Source organism: Bacillus altaicus, from assembly GCF_042136375.2.
Lineage (GTDB): Bacteria > Bacillota > Bacilli > Bacillales > Bacillaceae_G > Bacillus_A > Bacillus_A cereus_U.
In genome coordinates, this window is record NZ_CM143394.1 from 2,821,044 (window position 1) to 2,836,469 (window position 15,426).

A 15,426-nucleotide genomic window follows, 5' to 3' on the forward strand; every position below is an offset into this window, starting at 1 on the left:
TTTTAATGTGAAAATTCTCATTTCAATAGATTGAATTTTCGGAATGCAAATCCTGTTTTTCCTTTTTTTATGATATTATATATGGAAAGGATGGTGATGGATATGCCAATAAACAATCAAGCAGAACAAAACTGCTTCATTTGTGAAAAACATAAAGGGAACATTACAGTTCCAGGTGGAGCTATTTACGAAGATGAACTCATTTACGTTGGACATGTCCATTGGGATGCAGAAGAAACATATCTTGGTTATGTAATGATTGATATAAAGAGACATGTACCTGGTCTCGCTGAATTAACTGAAGATGAGGCAAAGGCATTCGGACTGATAACAAGTAGAGTAAGTAAAGCGCTTAAAGAAAGCGAAGGTGCAGAACATATTTACAGTTTCGTTTCTGGTAATGGTGTACCACATTTGCATATGCACATTATTCCGCGTTATCCAAATACACCAAAAGAGTTTTGGTCACCGACTGAAGTAGCAAATTGGACTGGTGCACCCTATGGAGATTCAGAGAAAATTAAAAAACTATGCGAAAGAATACGAAAGTATATGGTAAATGAGTATGCATACAACAAATAATACACAATATTCATGGGTTGGAAGTAGGGAAATGTGTTTAGACGAAGTTTCAGTAAAGCAATATGGTGATATCTTACTTGGTAAATACGGCGGGAATATAAGTGCCGGAGCAAAAAAGAATGAAGACGGTGCATTAGTTTGGTCGAATGGTGATTGGGAATTCACCGTTATATTAGACGGACATCATAGTGCAGAAAGCGTTGATTTAGTAGTAAATACAATCCAAAAAGAATATGAAAATATAAAAGCGATTATGAAAGAATCAATTGAAACCATATTTCGATCTGTTGAAAATTATATACTTACGATTTTTCAATCCCTCTCATTTAAAGAAAAGTGCGAAAAAATAAAAGGTGAAACTGCTTGCTTAATATGCGTAAGAAAAGAAAATTACATATGGTGGCTATCTATTGGCGATTGCCTAGTTTATGTATTTCATGAAGAGTTACATAAATTAGGACAATATGCATTGAATCAACGCCACTTTTACGAATGGATTGGTAATGTAAATACATTTGAATTACCTGTACCTTGCTATTCTTCAGGGATTCGTGAACTACGTACTGGAAAGAATCGAATTGTGATGGTGACAGATGGGGTATTAGAATGTGGGGAACGCCGTTATGAAACACCATTAAATCTATATAACGATATGAATGAAAATAATATAGAGCTTAAAGAAAATGTTCACAATGTTTTAGAACACGTGCATCTTCAATTGGGACGAGATAGTGCAACAATTATTAGTTGGGATGTTGAAAATAAAAGGAATGCTACGTATCCGAGTGATCAGCCGGAGAAAAGGTAAAGGAGGAGGCCTTTCTGTTTTTCTTGAAACTAATTGTCTTATTGTTATGGATTATAATTTTAATTTTTTTAGAAAAAATCGTGAGAAAAAAGTTAAATATACCGAGACAAACAGGATGGAATAGTAAATATGTCAGTCAATCACATAAATGGGGGCACTGGATTATCATTATTTCTTATGTAGTACTTATGATGATAGTTTCAATTTTGAATCCAATATACATGACTTATATACCAATTTTCTTTTTTATAACATTGTACATTTTCCAAGGGTATATGCAGTGGAAATATGATAGGCAAACAAAAGAATATATTATTTCGTTTGGAGTTGTTCCGTTATTAATAATTACAGGTATTATTTTGAATGTATTCTATAATACGTATTGGTGATGAATGGTCATACAAATAAAGGGTGAGAAAATGATAAGACCACGTTTACGGGCAGAAGTAATGATTGTAAACGACGAACATTCAAAAGTACTAGTACAATGTGATGAGAACGAATCATTTTATCGTTTTCCAGGTGGCTCTATTGAATTTGGTGAAACGTCAAAAGAAGCAATAATTCGAGAGTTAATAGAAGAATACGATTTGAAAGTTGATGTTCAAGAGTTAGCAATTGTAAATGAACACATTTTTGAGTGGGACAACGAAAAAGGTCATCATTGTACATTGATACATTGGGGGACTGCTCAAGAGGTAGTTATAAATGAATTAAGGCATAAAGAACATGAGGATATTATATTAATTTGGAAAAGTCTAGAGGAATTAAAGAAGAAACCAACATATCCTGAAGGGATCATAAGTTACTTAGAAGAGGATAACCGTAATATAGTCCAATTTATTTCAAATAATTAAATGAAGTAATAGGAGGGATGAAAATGGGAACTTCTACTTTTTGGATTATAACTATTGTTTTTTGTATAGCTGTCTATTTCTTTGATAAGTTTTTAAGAAAAAAATTGAATATGCCCAAGGTTGGTTTTTGGGGATATAAGAAACATGTAAATAGTTTACATAAAAAATTGGAAATAGGACTACTTTTTATTTATTTAATAACTAGCTTTATATTTATCTTTAAATTCGAAAGTGTAAATATTGCTTATGTCATTTTTACTTATTTAGGGGGGACGATAATCTTAAGAGCATTGATGGAATGGAAGTATGATAGAGAATCGAAAGAATATATATTTTCGATAATTGGGATATTTACGTTTATTTTTATGACTTCAATACTATTTTACTTCTTTCCATCTGCTGCATAATAAAATGATTATTGAAGGTATAAATAATGAAATAACTAATTAATAAGAAACCATTTATCTATACATGAATGGTTTCTTATTATGTGTACGAAGTTCGGTCTTCGCAATTTAATCATTTATTTTAGTCAAGATGGATTTAATGAAATTTGTTTTATCCTCTGCATATTTATGCTTATCATTTGGGTTAGCTTTTGAAAATTGAATCTTTAACTGTTCATACTGAATACGAGAGGTTTTATTGTCTATTAAGTAATCTCTGAATTTTAATTGTTCCATTAAATATTTATTCCCTTGTTCATACATATGAATTTGATGAGTTCTTGGCTCACCTTTATTGAAATAATACCTTTCGGGTAATACATTTTTTCTATATTTATAATTTAATTGTTCTAGGTTTGTAATACATTTTAGACCACTTTTGAAATCTCTTAATTCAATCGCAATATCAATAATAGGTTTTGCGCTTAAATGCGGGATGGAAGTACTTCCAATATGGTGTATCGCTAAAATATATGTTCCAATTTGTTCCTCAATTAATTGTTTTTCTTTTGAAAACTCAAATTCCCACTCTTCGGACCACAGAACTAAAAACACTTTACCATAGGGTAAACCTAGCATTTAATTAGCACCCCTTACATATTTTTTCAATAAAGTTACTTACATTTTCTTAAAACTCCTCAAAACAAGAAACTCCCACAATCTCCATGGAAGAATTTTCTTCGCAAAGATCATAAATTTAACACCTTTTCCAATCGGATATCGTAATGTAGTACGTTTTGCTTCAGCAATTTCAACGATTTTATTGGCAACATCTATCGGATTACCAAATGTATTGCTGCCGCTATTAATATGTTTTTGTATTTTATCCATATATTCTTTGTAAGGAGAGGTTGTATCAGATTGGTTTTCAGCTAATTGTTTACCAACTTCCCATATGTTCGTGTTATAAGAACCAGGTTCAAGTAAGGCAACGTCTATTCCGAAAGGTTTTACTTCTAAGCGAAGCGATTCACTCCAGCCTTCTAATGCATATTTTGAAGATACATAAGGGGATAAACCAGGAAATCCAACTTGGCCACTAATACTGCTTATATTAATGATTTTTCCACTTTTCTGCTTTCTCATATATGGTAAGACAAGTTGAGTGATTGAAATAGCTCCAAAAAGGTTCGTTTCAAATTGTTTACGGTATTCCTCTACTGGAATTTCTTCTACAAAGCCTCCAGTTGCATATCCTGCATTATTAATGAGAAGGTCTACTCTATTCATGTCTTTTAAAAATAATTGAAAGTTATGTATAGAACTTTGATCTGTTACATCTAATTGTTGAACTTTTATGTTTTGCTGTAAGTTGAGTTTAGTAGCTTGAGATATTAAGTCTACTTGTTTTTCAAGATTTCGCATTGTAGCAATGACTAAATAGTCTTTTTTCGCAAGTTCAAGTGTCGTTAATAGTCCGAATCCACTTGATGCCCCTGTAATAACCGCGATTTTTTTATTCATTGGTCGCTCGCTTTCTTTTTCTTTTATCATAACGAGTTATGGGGATAAAATCTATTTATTGTATAAAGATATTTGTTATAATTGAAAATGATTATCAATTAATTTTAGTTTTTACATAAAAGGAGGGTGGATCTCATGGAGACTAACGGTTTTCATGATATTTTTCATAAATATTTTCATGGTTTACAAGTTGCAGAGGAAAGACATATGAATATGCCCAAAACAATAGGTAAGGGTGAAATACGAAGATGGACTTCGTTTTCAGGAATGGAAATTGTGTTATCAAATTATCAATTTCATAAAAATCATCGCATCCAGTTTGCATCTGATGCAGCAATGGTGGAGCTTAATTTTTGTTTACAAGGGTTCGGAGAAGTGCAAGTTGGTCATTCCTCGTATGAATTAATGACTGGAAATAGCTATTTATATTTTATGAATGATTTTGATGTATTATTTGAATATGAAAAAGAAACGACTCTATATTCATTAGCGATTGGTATTCCTGTACAATTGTTTAATCATTTCATGACGAATAATGCTATTGAAAAAAGTCTTGATTTTCATTCTATATTAGGAAATCAACCTTTTAAAAAGTTTCAAAATCCAATTGATTCTATAACATCTAATATTATTAAGAGAATGATAGAGCATCCCCAAAAGGATCGTATTAATCAACTAGAAATAGAAAGTAAAGCGCTCGAATTGCTTTCTATACATTTTGGGAGAGTGTTGCTTAATGATTGTGACGCCAATAAAAGGAGTCAATTATCAAAAAAGGATTTGAATAAAATAAAACAAGCTGAAGAAATTTTACTTCAACGAATGGAATCACCCCCATCATTATTAGAATTGGCTAAAATAGTAGAATTAAATGATTATAAATTAAAAATTGGGTTTAAAGAATTATTTGGGATGTCCACATTTGCATATTTACGAGAAAAACGTATGGAACATGCGATAGATTTACTGCGTTCGGGAAATAGTAATGTGACCGAAACGGCATTTGCAGTTGGATACAATAATGTCAGTCATTTTTCAGAGTTATTTCGTAAAAAGTATGGAATGAATCCATCAAAATTTTTACGTATTTATTAACGTAAACCAGGAATAATCCGCTATACCGTAAACTCCTCCGTCATTTGGTAGTTGTTTTTTGTAATGGTCATTATAATTACAATCAACATCCAATTGGAAATAACTTTTTATGGAGGGATTTAAATGAAAGAGCAGAAGGAGCGTCATTTTTGGATATTTGTATTAACAGGAATGTTTCTTATTATAACAACGACGGGTTTTGCACGTATGGCATATGGAATTATATTGCCGTTTATGCAAGAAGGACTCCATTTATCTACAGCTCAATCAGGTATGCTAGGAACGATACTCTTTTTAGGCTATTTATTAACAGTCGGAACATCTGGAATACTCACCATTCATTTTGGAGCAAAATCAGTTTTATTAATAGGGAGTTGGCTCGTCGTTGTAAGTTTAATAGGATTAGCATTTGTTCCTTCAGTTTGGATAGCTGCTATTTTTATGCTATGTGCTGGAGCTGGAAGTGCTCTTGTATATACACCACTCATGTCAATAACAGTAGGATGGTTTCCAGAAAAAAGAGGAACTGCAATGGGGCTGTTATTAAGCGGTGCTGGCATAGGCATGCTATTTAGTGGAATAATTGTTCCTTATATAGTACGTACATTTCCAGAGTATAGTTGGCGTGGTTCATGGCTTTTGTTTGGCGTTATTACATGTATTGTTGTATTCGTTTCCTCAATTGTTTTGAAAAATCCAGAAGTTACTGAAGATGAGGGGGAAAGGAATAATAAGTCGTTTTTATGGAAAACGAAAGAGCTATACATCATTGCATGGATGTATTTTATTGTTGGAGTTGTTTATTTAATTCCAAATTTATATCAAACTAGTTTTATGATTGATAATGGTATTTCGGCATCAATTTCGGGAACTGTTTATGCGATTGCAGGTATGTTTTCAATCGTAGGAGCTCCTGTCTGGGGATTGATTTCGGATCGGATTGGTATAAAGAAGACGTTATGTATTTCACTTTTATTAGCTGTAATAGGTGATATGATTCCAATTATATTTGGACATATCATTGGCTTTATCATGTCGGCAATTATTTGGGGTTCCAGCCTCGGAGGTATCCTTTTATTAATTCAAGTTGCTGCCTCAAAGCAAGTATCTCCGAAATATGTCTCAATGGCAATTAGTTTTATATCCGTTTTCTATGCAGTTGGTCAAATGATTGGACCAGGACTTGCAGGATGGATTATCGGGGAAAGTGGTTATACAACAGCTTATGGATTAGGTGCTTTCGGTTTCTTTATGTGCATATGTTTGGGATTGAGGCTAAAAAGAGGGGATTTTGCAAACTCAGCGTATATAGAGAAGTGAGTATTGTCTTGAAATGAATCTTTTTAACGGGGGGAAGTAAAATGTTCCATGTTAAAGATGTTTTAGCAGATCAGTTATTAGCAAATGCGAATGATCCTAGTTGGTATATTCCGTTTTCAGATGCAGTTAAGGATTTATCTGAGAGAGAAGCTTTCTGGAAACCGAATGAAGAGAGTAATAGTATAGCTGAAATTGTACAACATTTACTGTATTGGAACTCGACGTGGCAAACAAGGTATAAAGAATCAAATGTTAATGCCGTGCCCGCTATTGGTGATAATAACAAAAGTTTTATGCTATCAGATAATCAAACATTTGAAGAGTTAAGAGAAAAACTATTAGAGAAACTGTTACAATGGCAAAATCTCATAAATGAAGACAAGGTTGAAAGTGATGTAATTGGATTTCCTGTATCTGCGAAGTGGTGGGAAGTATTAGCTAATGTAACAACTCATAATGCGTATCATATTGGTCAAATTATTTACATTCGGAAATTACAGAAGAGTTTTGATAGTGAATAGTGTAATGGTTCTCTAATTTATCTGAAGCAATTCATGAAGCATTATTGTAGGCCGTAAGACATGCTGTGCACGCTTGAAGGTAGAAAGACCAGTCTAAAATGACTGGTCTTTCTACTATCTAATAATATTTAAGTAGCAATTTGTGTGAAACTATATAAAAATGTAGTTCCAACTATTCAATTGAAATGCCCTGTTACTATTTGATTTCAATTGCTGAAGTAATATCGTTCCAATCCGCAGCTAAATTAGCAGTTTGACCATACCAATCAGAGTGTCTAAAGGAGACACCTTTTCCATATCCTTGAGTTGAAGAATGTTCCCATAGCGTTGTTGAATAACTTGCAGAAGGTGAAGCTGTACTTACAGAAGAAATTCTGTCGTTCCAGCTAGAAGGTAGGTTTTTAAAGCCGCTGCTCCAATAAATATACTGTCCACCTTTATTTTGATGCTCATAGAAATCGGTACTACCAGCACCACTACCTAAAGGGTTAATTTGATTTTTAAGTGCCTTTTTATCCTTTTCAATAAAAGCATTCAATGTTTCTCTGCTAGTAAAGCCATAAGCTAACCAATCTCCATTTTCATTTTGCTTAGGTAGTACCATTGTAATTTGGATGTCTTTTTTTGATTGATCGCTTAATTTTGCAAATGAACTAACATTCTTTTCATCAACTTTTAAATAATCAAATGATTTAATTGTATTATCTTTTTCTGCAGCACTTACTACTCCTAATCCTCCAGTTAATGCAAAACCTGCTACTAATGTCCCTGCTACTAATTTCTTCAACATATAACCATCCCTTTTTTTGTTTAGATTTTTGTACAGGAAAATCTTGTACAAGTAAAATTTAATCTAGTTTTATAGTTTTGTAAATATTCTGAAGTTTTAGAAATAATAGGCGGAATATTTGCAGTTTTACATTTTTTCTTTAGAAAAAATGGTTATTGGAATGATATAATAAATAAATATATTGCTTTTCTTGGATGTTAAAATATTTTAGGAGAGATGTCATTGAAATATTTCACAAGAGATTGGTATAAAGAAATGCAAATTTCAGGATTTGTAAAATTCATAGAGTCGATAGAAGAATGGGAAGAGATGGAGAAAGAGTATAAACAAAGTTTGAAAGAAGAGGTGGAAGAAAGGAAAGAAGAATTATTAAAGTTTCTTCCTGAGTCACTGCATCCGTATATTCATAACAACACAATTAATTCAGAATGTCCGCCCGATAAATTAAAGAAATTTTTGCTGGAGTGGAACGAGGATTACGAGAAAAGAATAACTCATTTAGATCAATCCTATATAGAACACTTTAATTTTATTAAGAAAAATCTTCCGTCAAATGTCATTCAACTTCATGAGTTCTCTCTACATGATAGTGTGGTTCTCTCAACAGAGAGAACATCAAAAGATACACTAACTATATTTTTGGATTGTAGTGGTACTTTTAGTGATTTCGATAAACTTCAAGTAACTTTTACAGGTGTGACGAAATGTTCTATGCCGGAGAATTTTGAAGGTGCTTGGTGGCTTTATCATGAAATAGAGCTTACTGAAGATGGTTTTGAATTGGGTGTTTTATTTGATTGTCCATTTAAAGAGGTGATAATTTGTGCAGAGGATGTACAAATCGAAAAGGGATAACCCTGTAGGTGCATCACAAATGTTTGACACGATAAAAAAATAAAGTTATTGTAGATACACGAAGTCTACAATAGGAGTCTACAATATGAAATATTCTAAAGCTACAAATTATGCTCTTCATACAATGCTTTTTCTTGCAAAGGCTACACCAAATAAACTCGTTAGTGTTCATCAATTAGCAGAAATGCAAAAAGTTTCACCTACGTACTTGTCAAAAATATTAACAAAGTTGACTAAGGAAGGCATGATTCATTCATCCTCAGGACCTAAAGGTGGTTATTCACTTAGCAGTAATTGGGAAGATATCTCTTTTTTAGATATTATACATGCTATTGAAGGGAAAACATCATTATTTGAATGTTGTTTGCATCATGAACCTGGATGTGTAATAAATGAAGTAATGCTTGAAGCAGAGGGGAAAATGGAAGAAGAGCTAAAAAATCAAAAAATAGCAGATCTTACGAAGAAAATAACGGTGGATTTTTGATCTGCTTTTATTTTTTAAAGGCATTAAAGATAATAGAGCTCTTTAATACCTTTAATATAAATGTTAATTATTGGAGGGTTTTTATTTATGAAATTTATTGATTGTGCTGTTATAGGTGCTGGTCCAGCAGGGCTTAATGCAAGTTTAGTTTTAGGGAGAGCTCGTAAACAAATAGCGTTATTTGATAATAAAACGAATAGGAATCGTGTAACGCAAAAGTCTCACGGATTTATTACACGTGACGGGATTAAACCAGAAGAGTTTAAGGAATTAGGATTAAATGATTTGAAGAAGTATTCATCGATTCATTATTATGAAAAAACAGTTTTAACGATAACGAAGCAATCCACTGGTTTATTTGAGATTGTGACATCGGATCATACAAAATATTTGGCGGAAAGAGTTTTATTAGCAACGGGTATACAGGAAGAATTTCCATCCATTCCTGAAGTACGGGAATTCTATGGAAAAAGTTTATTTAGTTGTCCGTATTGTGATGGATGGGAATTAAAAGACCAACCTCTTATTATTATTTCTGAAAACGAAGATTATACGTTGCATATGACAAAATTAGTTTATAACTGGTCTACGGATTTAGTAATCGCAACAAATGGTAATGAGTTAAGTAAGCCTTTCATGGATGAACTGTGTAATAAAAATATAAGAGTTATTACAGAGCCTATTCGTTCACTACAAGGTGAAGAGGGTTATTTAAAGCGAGTAGAGTTTCATTCAGGTTTGCACATTGAAAGAGCCGGTGGATTTATAGTACCTACTTTTTTTAGGCCAAATCAACTTTTAGAACAACTTAGTTGTGAACTGCAAAGTAATGAAACTTTTGTAATAGATGATTTTGGTCGTACTTCAGAAAAAAATATTTACGTAGCAGGAGAAACAACGACTCAAGGGCCATCGTCATTAATTATTGCTGCATCACAGGGAAATAAAGCGGCGATTGCTATTAATAGTGATATTACAGATGAGCGGTTCTAACTAGCATTTAGAAGGAGGAGAAGAAGATGAATAACATGTGGGATGATCAATTTAAATCGGATGAATATTATTATGGGGAAGAACCTAATACGTTTATTCAAGAACAAGCATTTCGTTTGGCAAATTATAATAAAGTAATAGCTTTCGCAGAGGGAGAAGGTAGAAATGCTGTTTTTCTAGCAAGAAAAGGCCACGAAGTGACTGCTATTGACTACTCTGAGAGTGGATTAGAAAAAACAAAAAAGTTAGCCGAGAAGTATGACGTAAACGTGCATACAAAAAAGGTAGATTTATTAACTGATAGTTTGCCAGATAATGAATTCGATGCGGCAATTATGGTATTTGGACATTTTCATGCTGACAATCAAAAAATGGTATTGAATAAAATGATTTATACGATTAGGCCTGGTGGATTAATAATGTTTGAAGTTTATTCGAAAAAACAATTAAATTATGGTACTGGTGGGCCAAAAGATATTGATATGCTGTATGATCCAATTGATATTCTTACTTGGTGTGAAGGGCATGAGGTTATTCATTTCTTTAATGGAGAACAAGAGCGAATTGAAGGGAAAGGACATACTGGCTTAGCTCATGTTATTCAAGTTGTTATTAGAAAATCAATATAAATGTTATTGGAAGTTGAATACTTGAATGTAAAAAGACCAGTCATTTAAGACTGGTCTTTTTATTTAGATACTAGATTATCAAGCTTCCAATATGTATTTATTAATGGAGCAACTTTACTATCTATGTACAAATACATATTATTTAAATCTTTTGGTGAATTTTTCATATTAAATACAATGTCAGTAGTTAAAGAGAAATCAGATGGAACCTTTTCAGCATTCTCATTTTGTATAAATTCACCTTCATATTTTTCACCAGTTTTTTCATCTTTTATGAAATATTTTATTTCTGTAAGATCTATTGTTTGTCCGTCAGCACGAGCATTATTAATTGTAACACGAGCTGTAAGACGCCACTCTTTGTCTATTTTTTCAAATTTTGCATTTTCAACTGTTGCTCTATAGTATCCGTTTTTAAATATTTCCCCATAATGCATTGCATTCTTTTCGAGAGCGCTCTTTTCTTGTTTTGGTGTAGCACTGCTATTACATCCTGCCATGATTCCTGTAAATATTAATGCTGTACAAGTTACCTTAATTAAAGATTTCATAGTAATTCCTTTCTGTATTGAAAAGTGAAACATAGGAATAATTTTACATCAGAAGGAAAATAAATGGAAGTTTTTTTGTGGAATATGCAAATATGCATGTATTTGGTATTAAAATTAATGAAATAGAAAGAGAGAAAGAACCCGCATAAAGCTGGGGAAATAAGAATTGAAAATATTGTAAAACGGAAGAAACGTGCATATAATTAACATGAAGTTTAAATTTCAGAATCTTCAATAATGGTGGTGATAACATGTTTACTGAAGAGCGTAGAGAGAAAATTTTAGAGCTACTAAAAAAAGACGGAAGAGTAATCGCAAAAGATCTTGCAGAAATATTTGATATGTCTATTGATTCTATAAGAAGAGATCTATCTATTATGGAAAAGGATGGTTTTTTAAAAAGAACTCATGGAGGTGCAATAGAGTTTGCCCGGGTGAGGAACTTAGCCGCAGATCCATCTAAACGTTATAGTAATGGCTCTAAATATGAGGATGCAATTGCAAAAATCGCAGCTTCTTACATACAAGAAGGTTATTCAATTTTTATTGGGGGCGCTTCTATTCATTATGCAATGTTAAAATATTTACCTGAAACATCATTTACAGTTATTACGAATTCTATAGAAATAGCTAGTAAGTTACGGGAATATGAGAACATTGATACGTACTTAATTGGTGGCAAGGTGAAACCATCAGGAAATATGACGGATACACTTGCCTCTGAATCGATTAGTAGTTTTACTATTGATCTTTATTTTTCTACAGGTGGTGGTATTTCATTACACGGTATAAGTACTGCAACACCTGAAGTTGCTTATTTTAGCAAAAGGGTAAGTGAAATTGCTAGAAAAAATATTTGTTTAGCTCCCCATAATAAACTCGGAATAGATTGCTTTATTAAAGGAGAGTCCTTAAAAGAAATTGACCTTATAATAACAGATGAAGAGGCTAGTAAAGAAACTATTCAAGGATTTGAGAAACAAGGTAAACAAATAGTAATAGCGCCAATAGACTGCATTTAAAAGGAGTTTGAAATGATTATAAAAGGACAAGAGTTTCATATAAATGGATTAACTTATACAATTCGTTCTGCAGCTGAGACAGATGCAGAGCAGCTATCGAAAATAAGAGTACAAATCGATGGGGAAACTGAAAATATGGATAGAGAAGTTGGAGAGGGATTTATAGATACGAAAGGATTCCAGGAAATAATAAAAACGGATAGTAAAAAAACAAGAAATCTCTTTTTAGTTGCGGAAGTTCATAACCGTATCGTTGGATTTTCGAGATGTGAAGGATCGGACTTAAAGAGATTGTCTCATAAAGTAGAACTTGGCATTTGTATTTTAAAAGAGTTTTGGGGATATGGAATGGGTAAGAGCCTATTACAACAATCTATTAATTGGGCTGATGCAAATGAAGTGAAAAAGATATCGTTACAAGTGTTAGAAACAAATGCAAAAGCAATTCAGCTTTATAAAAGATTAGGCTTCGAAGTAGAAGGCGTTCTGAAAAATGATAAGAGGCTGTCGGACGGTAAGTATTACAATACGTTTGTAATGGGTAGGGTGAATAGTACTTTTCATAAAAGAGGTGAAGAAGTATGTTTTACAGAAGGAAGTACTATGTAGTAAAAAATGAATTCATAAAAATATTTAATGAGCATTTCAATGATACTAATTTACCTAATCAATTAAAACATGGTTCGCGTTTAATAGGACGCTGGATGAAAGATAATAATGATGGTACAACTGAAGTATTTGCAATATGGGAATATGATAGTTATGAAGATTATGAAGAAATTGAAACTAAAGTTAGAAGTGATAAGATGCATGTTAGAAGAATACATGATTGGTATGAAAAGCATGGCGGGAAAGAATATGTTTTACGAGAGTACATAATAGAGATGAAAAATGAAGAGTTACTATGTACTGTAAAATGATAGGGAGTGAAGCCTAATGGAGATTAGAACGAAATTATATATTAGCTTAGCATCCACTATTTTATTCGCAATAGCGATGATAGTTTTCTTTATAAATAACAATCCGCAAAAGTGGTTTTGGTTATGTATTTTTTTTGGATCCATTATACAAAATATAGTGCTACTAAAAAAGAATAAAGAAGCGCATTAAAATATTCAAATTTTCAACATATTTGTGTCGCCTTTCTAATTGTGTTGAAAACGCTATTTTTCCTGTTCGATTGAGTTTTCACATCGGTATATGCTCGGTATGTTAACTTCAATTGCTCATGTGATTGAACGTGAATGTAGCATTCAAATACATCAAAACGAACTACATTTCATTCACCGTTTTTTAGATGTAATTGATAGTGATGGACAAGTTGTTATTTGTAATCAATTTTCAAAATATAAATGGACGGGAAATATGCGAAACATAAATCTGATTCTATTACAGACGGTGATGGGAAATCAAAAACAAATTGAGTTGCAAAATGGAAATAAAGAAAAACATAAGCTAAATGCCCGTGAAAAAGTACAGCGCGATAGCATGATTGAAGCGTTGTAAAAGACGAATGGAAATGTTTTATTAGCTGTGCCGCGCAGTACGTTTTATAAACGAATGCAAAAATTTAGGCTATAAAAGTAGATTTTTGTAATCTACTTTTTCTTTATGGGCTCATGTTCTGTCGGAATGTGCGCTTGCCAGGGAAATAATAGAATAATTAGAAAGAAGATTTCCTGAAGGGGGTTAGCATGTGAAGTATATTGAAATTGGAATCGGGAATAGGTGGTTCATTCGAACGGAAACCGAAAATAAAGATGGAACTGAATTCGAGGAACGAGGAATTATTAAACCTATTTATTTTGAGTCTTTATATGTACGGATTTGGTTTCGGAAAACGTGTTTTATTTTTGATACGAAAGAGGGCTTTAAGAAAGTAAGAAAAAGTAGAGCTGAGTATAAGTTTATTGTTGGAATGGTGAGTAGGTTAAAACAATAGAATCAAACAGGGGGTGTTTTTATGATTAGAATTATCACATTCATACTCGCTTTTATTATAATGGGCTATTCTATTTACAGTTGGAATGATGATTCGAAGCAAAGTATGCTCCTTTTACAATTACTTTTAGGTTTTATGCTTGCCGGTATGGGGATACAAAACGTTAAGAAGGATGAAAAAGAGAATAAGAATATGGGGTTGTTGCTTTTACTTACATCGCTATTTTGTATCATTGTATCGTTAATAAAATATTTTAAATAAACCGTTACTAAGCATATTGAGTAACGGTTTTTTGAGGTTATAATGTGCTATTTATATAACCCCGTCGTATACATTTCCGTCAATGTATACACTATTTCTTCTACATCAATTTTTTTATCATTTTGAACGATTGTCCAAAGGAACATTTCATTCATAGAGAACCAGCCGCATGCGACAATCTCCTTATTTAACTCAGTTCGTACTAATTCATTTTCCAGGGAATGAGTAATGTCTTGTATAATCCGTGTTACAAAGCGTTCGCGAATCTCATCCCATTTTTGACGTATTTCTTTTGAGGTTCTTATTGCTTCTTCAACAACTTGTAATATAGCTCTTTCTTCTTGTGCTAACTGTAAAAAAGCGCGCACTTGATTCTGAATCATATCTCGTGCTTCGACCTTTGTTTGAGGGGAAAAAGAGCGATCAGCAATATCATAAAAGCGATTCATCACACCTTCCATCAAAACGACGAGGAGAGCATCTTTGTTTTTAAAGTATACATATGCTGTTCCATAGCCAGTTTCTGCATGTTTAATAATTTGCGTGATTGTAGTTTTCTGAAATCCGTTTTTTATAAAAATAGTATAACCGGAATGTAATAGTTTCTTTTTCGTTTCTAAGGAGCGGTGTTTTCTTGTTGAAAGAGTAGAGTTTTTCAAAGAATCACCTCTTTATACTGAAATATCTGAAAATATAATTGTATTGTAAAAGAAGTTCGTATATAAAGTCAACTGACATAATATCATTGACGTCATATCAATTTAAGTGATATATTTCAATTAGTTAGAATAAAAAGAAAATTA

The 15,426-nt window shown here is 32.4% G+C and carries 24 protein-coding genes; 19 read left to right on the forward strand and 5 right to left on the reverse strand.

Translation table 11 applies throughout. The features are described from left to right. Positions 1-90 precede the first annotated feature (90 nt). Genes ACE38F_RS14760 through ACE38F_RS14780 form a run of 5 tightly spaced genes read left to right on the forward strand, consistent with a single transcriptional unit; the run spans position 91 to position 2,654 of the window. Entirely contained in the window at positions 91-582 is a 492-nt protein-coding gene (locus ACE38F_RS14760; protein ID WP_080116904.1) for an HIT family protein, read from the forward strand. Next, positions 560-1,390 carry a PP2C family serine/threonine-protein phosphatase gene (locus tag ACE38F_RS14765; RefSeq protein WP_375368962.1) on the forward strand — a complete coding sequence of 277 codons (831 nt, stop codon included), beginning with the start codon at positions 560-562 and terminating at the stop codon, positions 1,388-1,390. The genes ACE38F_RS14760 and ACE38F_RS14765 overlap by 23 nt, the downstream gene beginning before the upstream one ends. Positions 1,391-1,413: 23 nt before the next feature. Then, on the forward strand, positions 1,414-1,779 hold the full coding sequence (locus ACE38F_RS14770) for a DUF4181 domain-containing protein (protein ID WP_375368964.1): 366 nt from the start codon (positions 1,414-1,416) through the stop codon (positions 1,777-1,779). Between the two features lie 30 nt (positions 1,780-1,809). After that, positions 1,810-2,247, forward strand: a complete 438-nt coding sequence (locus tag ACE38F_RS14775) for an NUDIX domain-containing protein (protein ID WP_375368966.1) — start codon at positions 1,810-1,812, stop codon at positions 2,245-2,247. A gap of 23 nt (positions 2,248-2,270) precedes the next feature. Next, the gene (locus ACE38F_RS14780) at positions 2,271-2,654 is read left to right on the forward strand and encodes a DUF4181 domain-containing protein (RefSeq protein WP_375368968.1); all 384 of its coding nucleotides are present in this window, start codon (positions 2,271-2,273) and stop codon (positions 2,652-2,654) included. A gap of 108 nt (positions 2,655-2,762) precedes the next feature. Here ACE38F_RS14780 and ACE38F_RS14785 read toward each other — a convergent pair whose 3' ends face one another. Both ACE38F_RS14785 and ACE38F_RS14790 read right to left on the reverse strand, forming a co-directional pair. After that, a complete protein-coding gene (locus ACE38F_RS14785; protein ID WP_375368969.1) occupies positions 2,763-3,272 on the reverse strand; it encodes a GrpB family protein in 510 nt (169 codons plus the stop codon). Between the two features lie 39 nt (positions 3,273-3,311). After that, positions 3,312-4,157 (reverse strand): oxidoreductase, encoded by an 846-nt coding sequence (locus tag ACE38F_RS14790; RefSeq protein ID WP_002110271.1) that lies wholly within the window; start codon positions 4,155-4,157, stop codon positions 3,312-3,314. A 135-nt stretch (positions 4,158-4,292) separates the two neighbouring features. Between ACE38F_RS14790 and ACE38F_RS14795 the strand changes: the two genes are divergently transcribed. The 3 genes from ACE38F_RS14795 (at position 4,293) to ACE38F_RS14805 (ending at position 7,093) form a co-directional block, all read left to right on the forward strand. Further along, the gene (locus ACE38F_RS14795; RefSeq protein ID WP_375368970.1) at positions 4,293-5,252 is read left to right on the forward strand and encodes a helix-turn-helix domain-containing protein; all 960 of its coding nucleotides are present in this window, start codon (positions 4,293-4,295) and stop codon (positions 5,250-5,252) included. Between the two features lie 123 nt (positions 5,253-5,375). Next, positions 5,376-6,572, forward strand: a complete 1,197-nt coding sequence (locus tag ACE38F_RS14800; protein ID WP_002161527.1) for an MFS transporter — start codon at positions 5,376-5,378, stop codon at positions 6,570-6,572. Positions 6,573-6,613: 41 nt separating this feature from the next. Next, positions 6,614-7,093, forward strand: coding sequence for a DinB family protein (locus ACE38F_RS14805; protein ID WP_002110268.1), 480 nt, complete (start codon positions 6,614-6,616; stop codon positions 7,091-7,093). A 196-nt stretch (positions 7,094-7,289) separates the two neighbouring features. Here ACE38F_RS14805 and ACE38F_RS14810 read toward each other — a convergent pair whose 3' ends face one another. After that, the gene (locus tag ACE38F_RS14810; RefSeq protein WP_070146568.1) at positions 7,290-7,883 is read right to left on the reverse strand and encodes a hypothetical protein; all 594 of its coding nucleotides are present in this window, start codon (positions 7,881-7,883) and stop codon (positions 7,290-7,292) included. 222 nt (positions 7,884-8,105) lie between these two features. Between ACE38F_RS14810 and ACE38F_RS14815 the strand changes: the two genes are divergently transcribed. The 4 genes from ACE38F_RS14815 (at position 8,106) to ACE38F_RS14830 (ending at position 10,847) form a co-directional block, all read left to right on the forward strand. Continuing rightward, a complete protein-coding gene (locus ACE38F_RS14815) occupies positions 8,106-8,738 on the forward strand; it encodes a DUF4085 family protein (RefSeq protein WP_375368972.1) in 633 nt (210 codons plus the stop codon). Positions 8,739-8,823: 85 nt separating this feature from the next. After that, positions 8,824-9,225 carry an Rrf2 family transcriptional regulator gene (locus ACE38F_RS14820; protein ID WP_078174712.1) on the forward strand — a complete coding sequence of 134 codons (402 nt, stop codon included), beginning with the start codon at positions 8,824-8,826 and terminating at the stop codon, positions 9,223-9,225. A gap of 87 nt (positions 9,226-9,312) precedes the next feature. Then, complete coding sequence (locus ACE38F_RS14825) at positions 9,313-10,218, forward strand: NAD(P)/FAD-dependent oxidoreductase (protein WP_078174713.1); 906 nt, start codon at positions 9,313-9,315, stop codon at positions 10,216-10,218. Positions 10,219-10,244: 26 nt separating this feature from the next. Beyond that, positions 10,245-10,847 carry a class I SAM-dependent methyltransferase gene (locus ACE38F_RS14830; protein ID WP_016105051.1) on the forward strand — a complete coding sequence of 201 codons (603 nt, stop codon included), beginning with the start codon at positions 10,245-10,247 and terminating at the stop codon, positions 10,845-10,847. A gap of 59 nt (positions 10,848-10,906) precedes the next feature. Here the strand turns inward: ACE38F_RS14830 and ACE38F_RS14835 are convergent, their stop codons facing one another. Further along, positions 10,907-11,398: a hypothetical protein gene (locus ACE38F_RS14835; protein WP_002032698.1), complete on the reverse strand. Its 492-nt coding sequence runs from the start codon at positions 11,396-11,398 to the stop codon at positions 10,907-10,909. Positions 11,399-11,649: 251 nt separating this feature from the next. On the opposite strand from ACE38F_RS14835, the gene ACE38F_RS14840 reads away from it, so the two are divergent. From ACE38F_RS14840 to ACE38F_RS14870, 7 genes are all read left to right on the forward strand, one after another. Then, on the forward strand, positions 11,650-12,420 hold the full coding sequence (locus tag ACE38F_RS14840) for a DeoR/GlpR family DNA-binding transcription regulator (RefSeq protein ID WP_341306596.1): 771 nt from the start codon (positions 11,650-11,652) through the stop codon (positions 12,418-12,420). Positions 12,421-12,432: 12 nt separating this feature from the next. Further along, positions 12,433-13,029 carry a GNAT family N-acetyltransferase gene (locus ACE38F_RS14845; RefSeq protein ID WP_375368974.1) on the forward strand — a complete coding sequence of 199 codons (597 nt, stop codon included), beginning with the start codon at positions 12,433-12,435 and terminating at the stop codon, positions 13,027-13,029. Then, entirely contained in the window at positions 13,002-13,340 is a 339-nt protein-coding gene (locus tag ACE38F_RS14850) for an NIPSNAP family protein (RefSeq protein ID WP_375368976.1), read from the forward strand. Before ACE38F_RS14845 ends, ACE38F_RS14850 begins: the two co-directional genes overlap by 28 nt. A 16-nt stretch (positions 13,341-13,356) precedes the next feature. After that, positions 13,357-13,530 carry a hypothetical protein gene (locus ACE38F_RS14855; protein ID WP_215553289.1) on the forward strand — a complete coding sequence of 58 codons (174 nt, stop codon included), beginning with the start codon at positions 13,357-13,359 and terminating at the stop codon, positions 13,528-13,530. 99 nt (positions 13,531-13,629) lie between these two features. Beyond that, entirely contained in the window at positions 13,630-13,926 is a 297-nt protein-coding gene (locus ACE38F_RS14860) for a hypothetical protein (protein ID WP_375368977.1), read from the forward strand. Positions 13,927-14,116: 190 nt separating this feature from the next. After that, positions 14,117-14,362 (forward strand): DUF3977 family protein, encoded by a 246-nt coding sequence (locus tag ACE38F_RS14865; RefSeq protein WP_000873838.1) that lies wholly within the window; start codon positions 14,117-14,119, stop codon positions 14,360-14,362. A 21-nt stretch (positions 14,363-14,383) separates the two neighbouring features. After that, entirely contained in the window at positions 14,384-14,623 is a 240-nt protein-coding gene (locus tag ACE38F_RS14870; RefSeq protein WP_016095560.1) for a DUF3953 domain-containing protein, read from the forward strand. 47 nt (positions 14,624-14,670) lie between these two features. Here ACE38F_RS14870 and ACE38F_RS14875 read toward each other — a convergent pair whose 3' ends face one another. Next, complete coding sequence (locus tag ACE38F_RS14875) at positions 14,671-15,282, reverse strand: TetR/AcrR family transcriptional regulator (RefSeq protein ID WP_375368980.1); 612 nt, start codon at positions 15,280-15,282, stop codon at positions 14,671-14,673. Positions 15,283-15,426 lie beyond the last annotated feature (144 nt).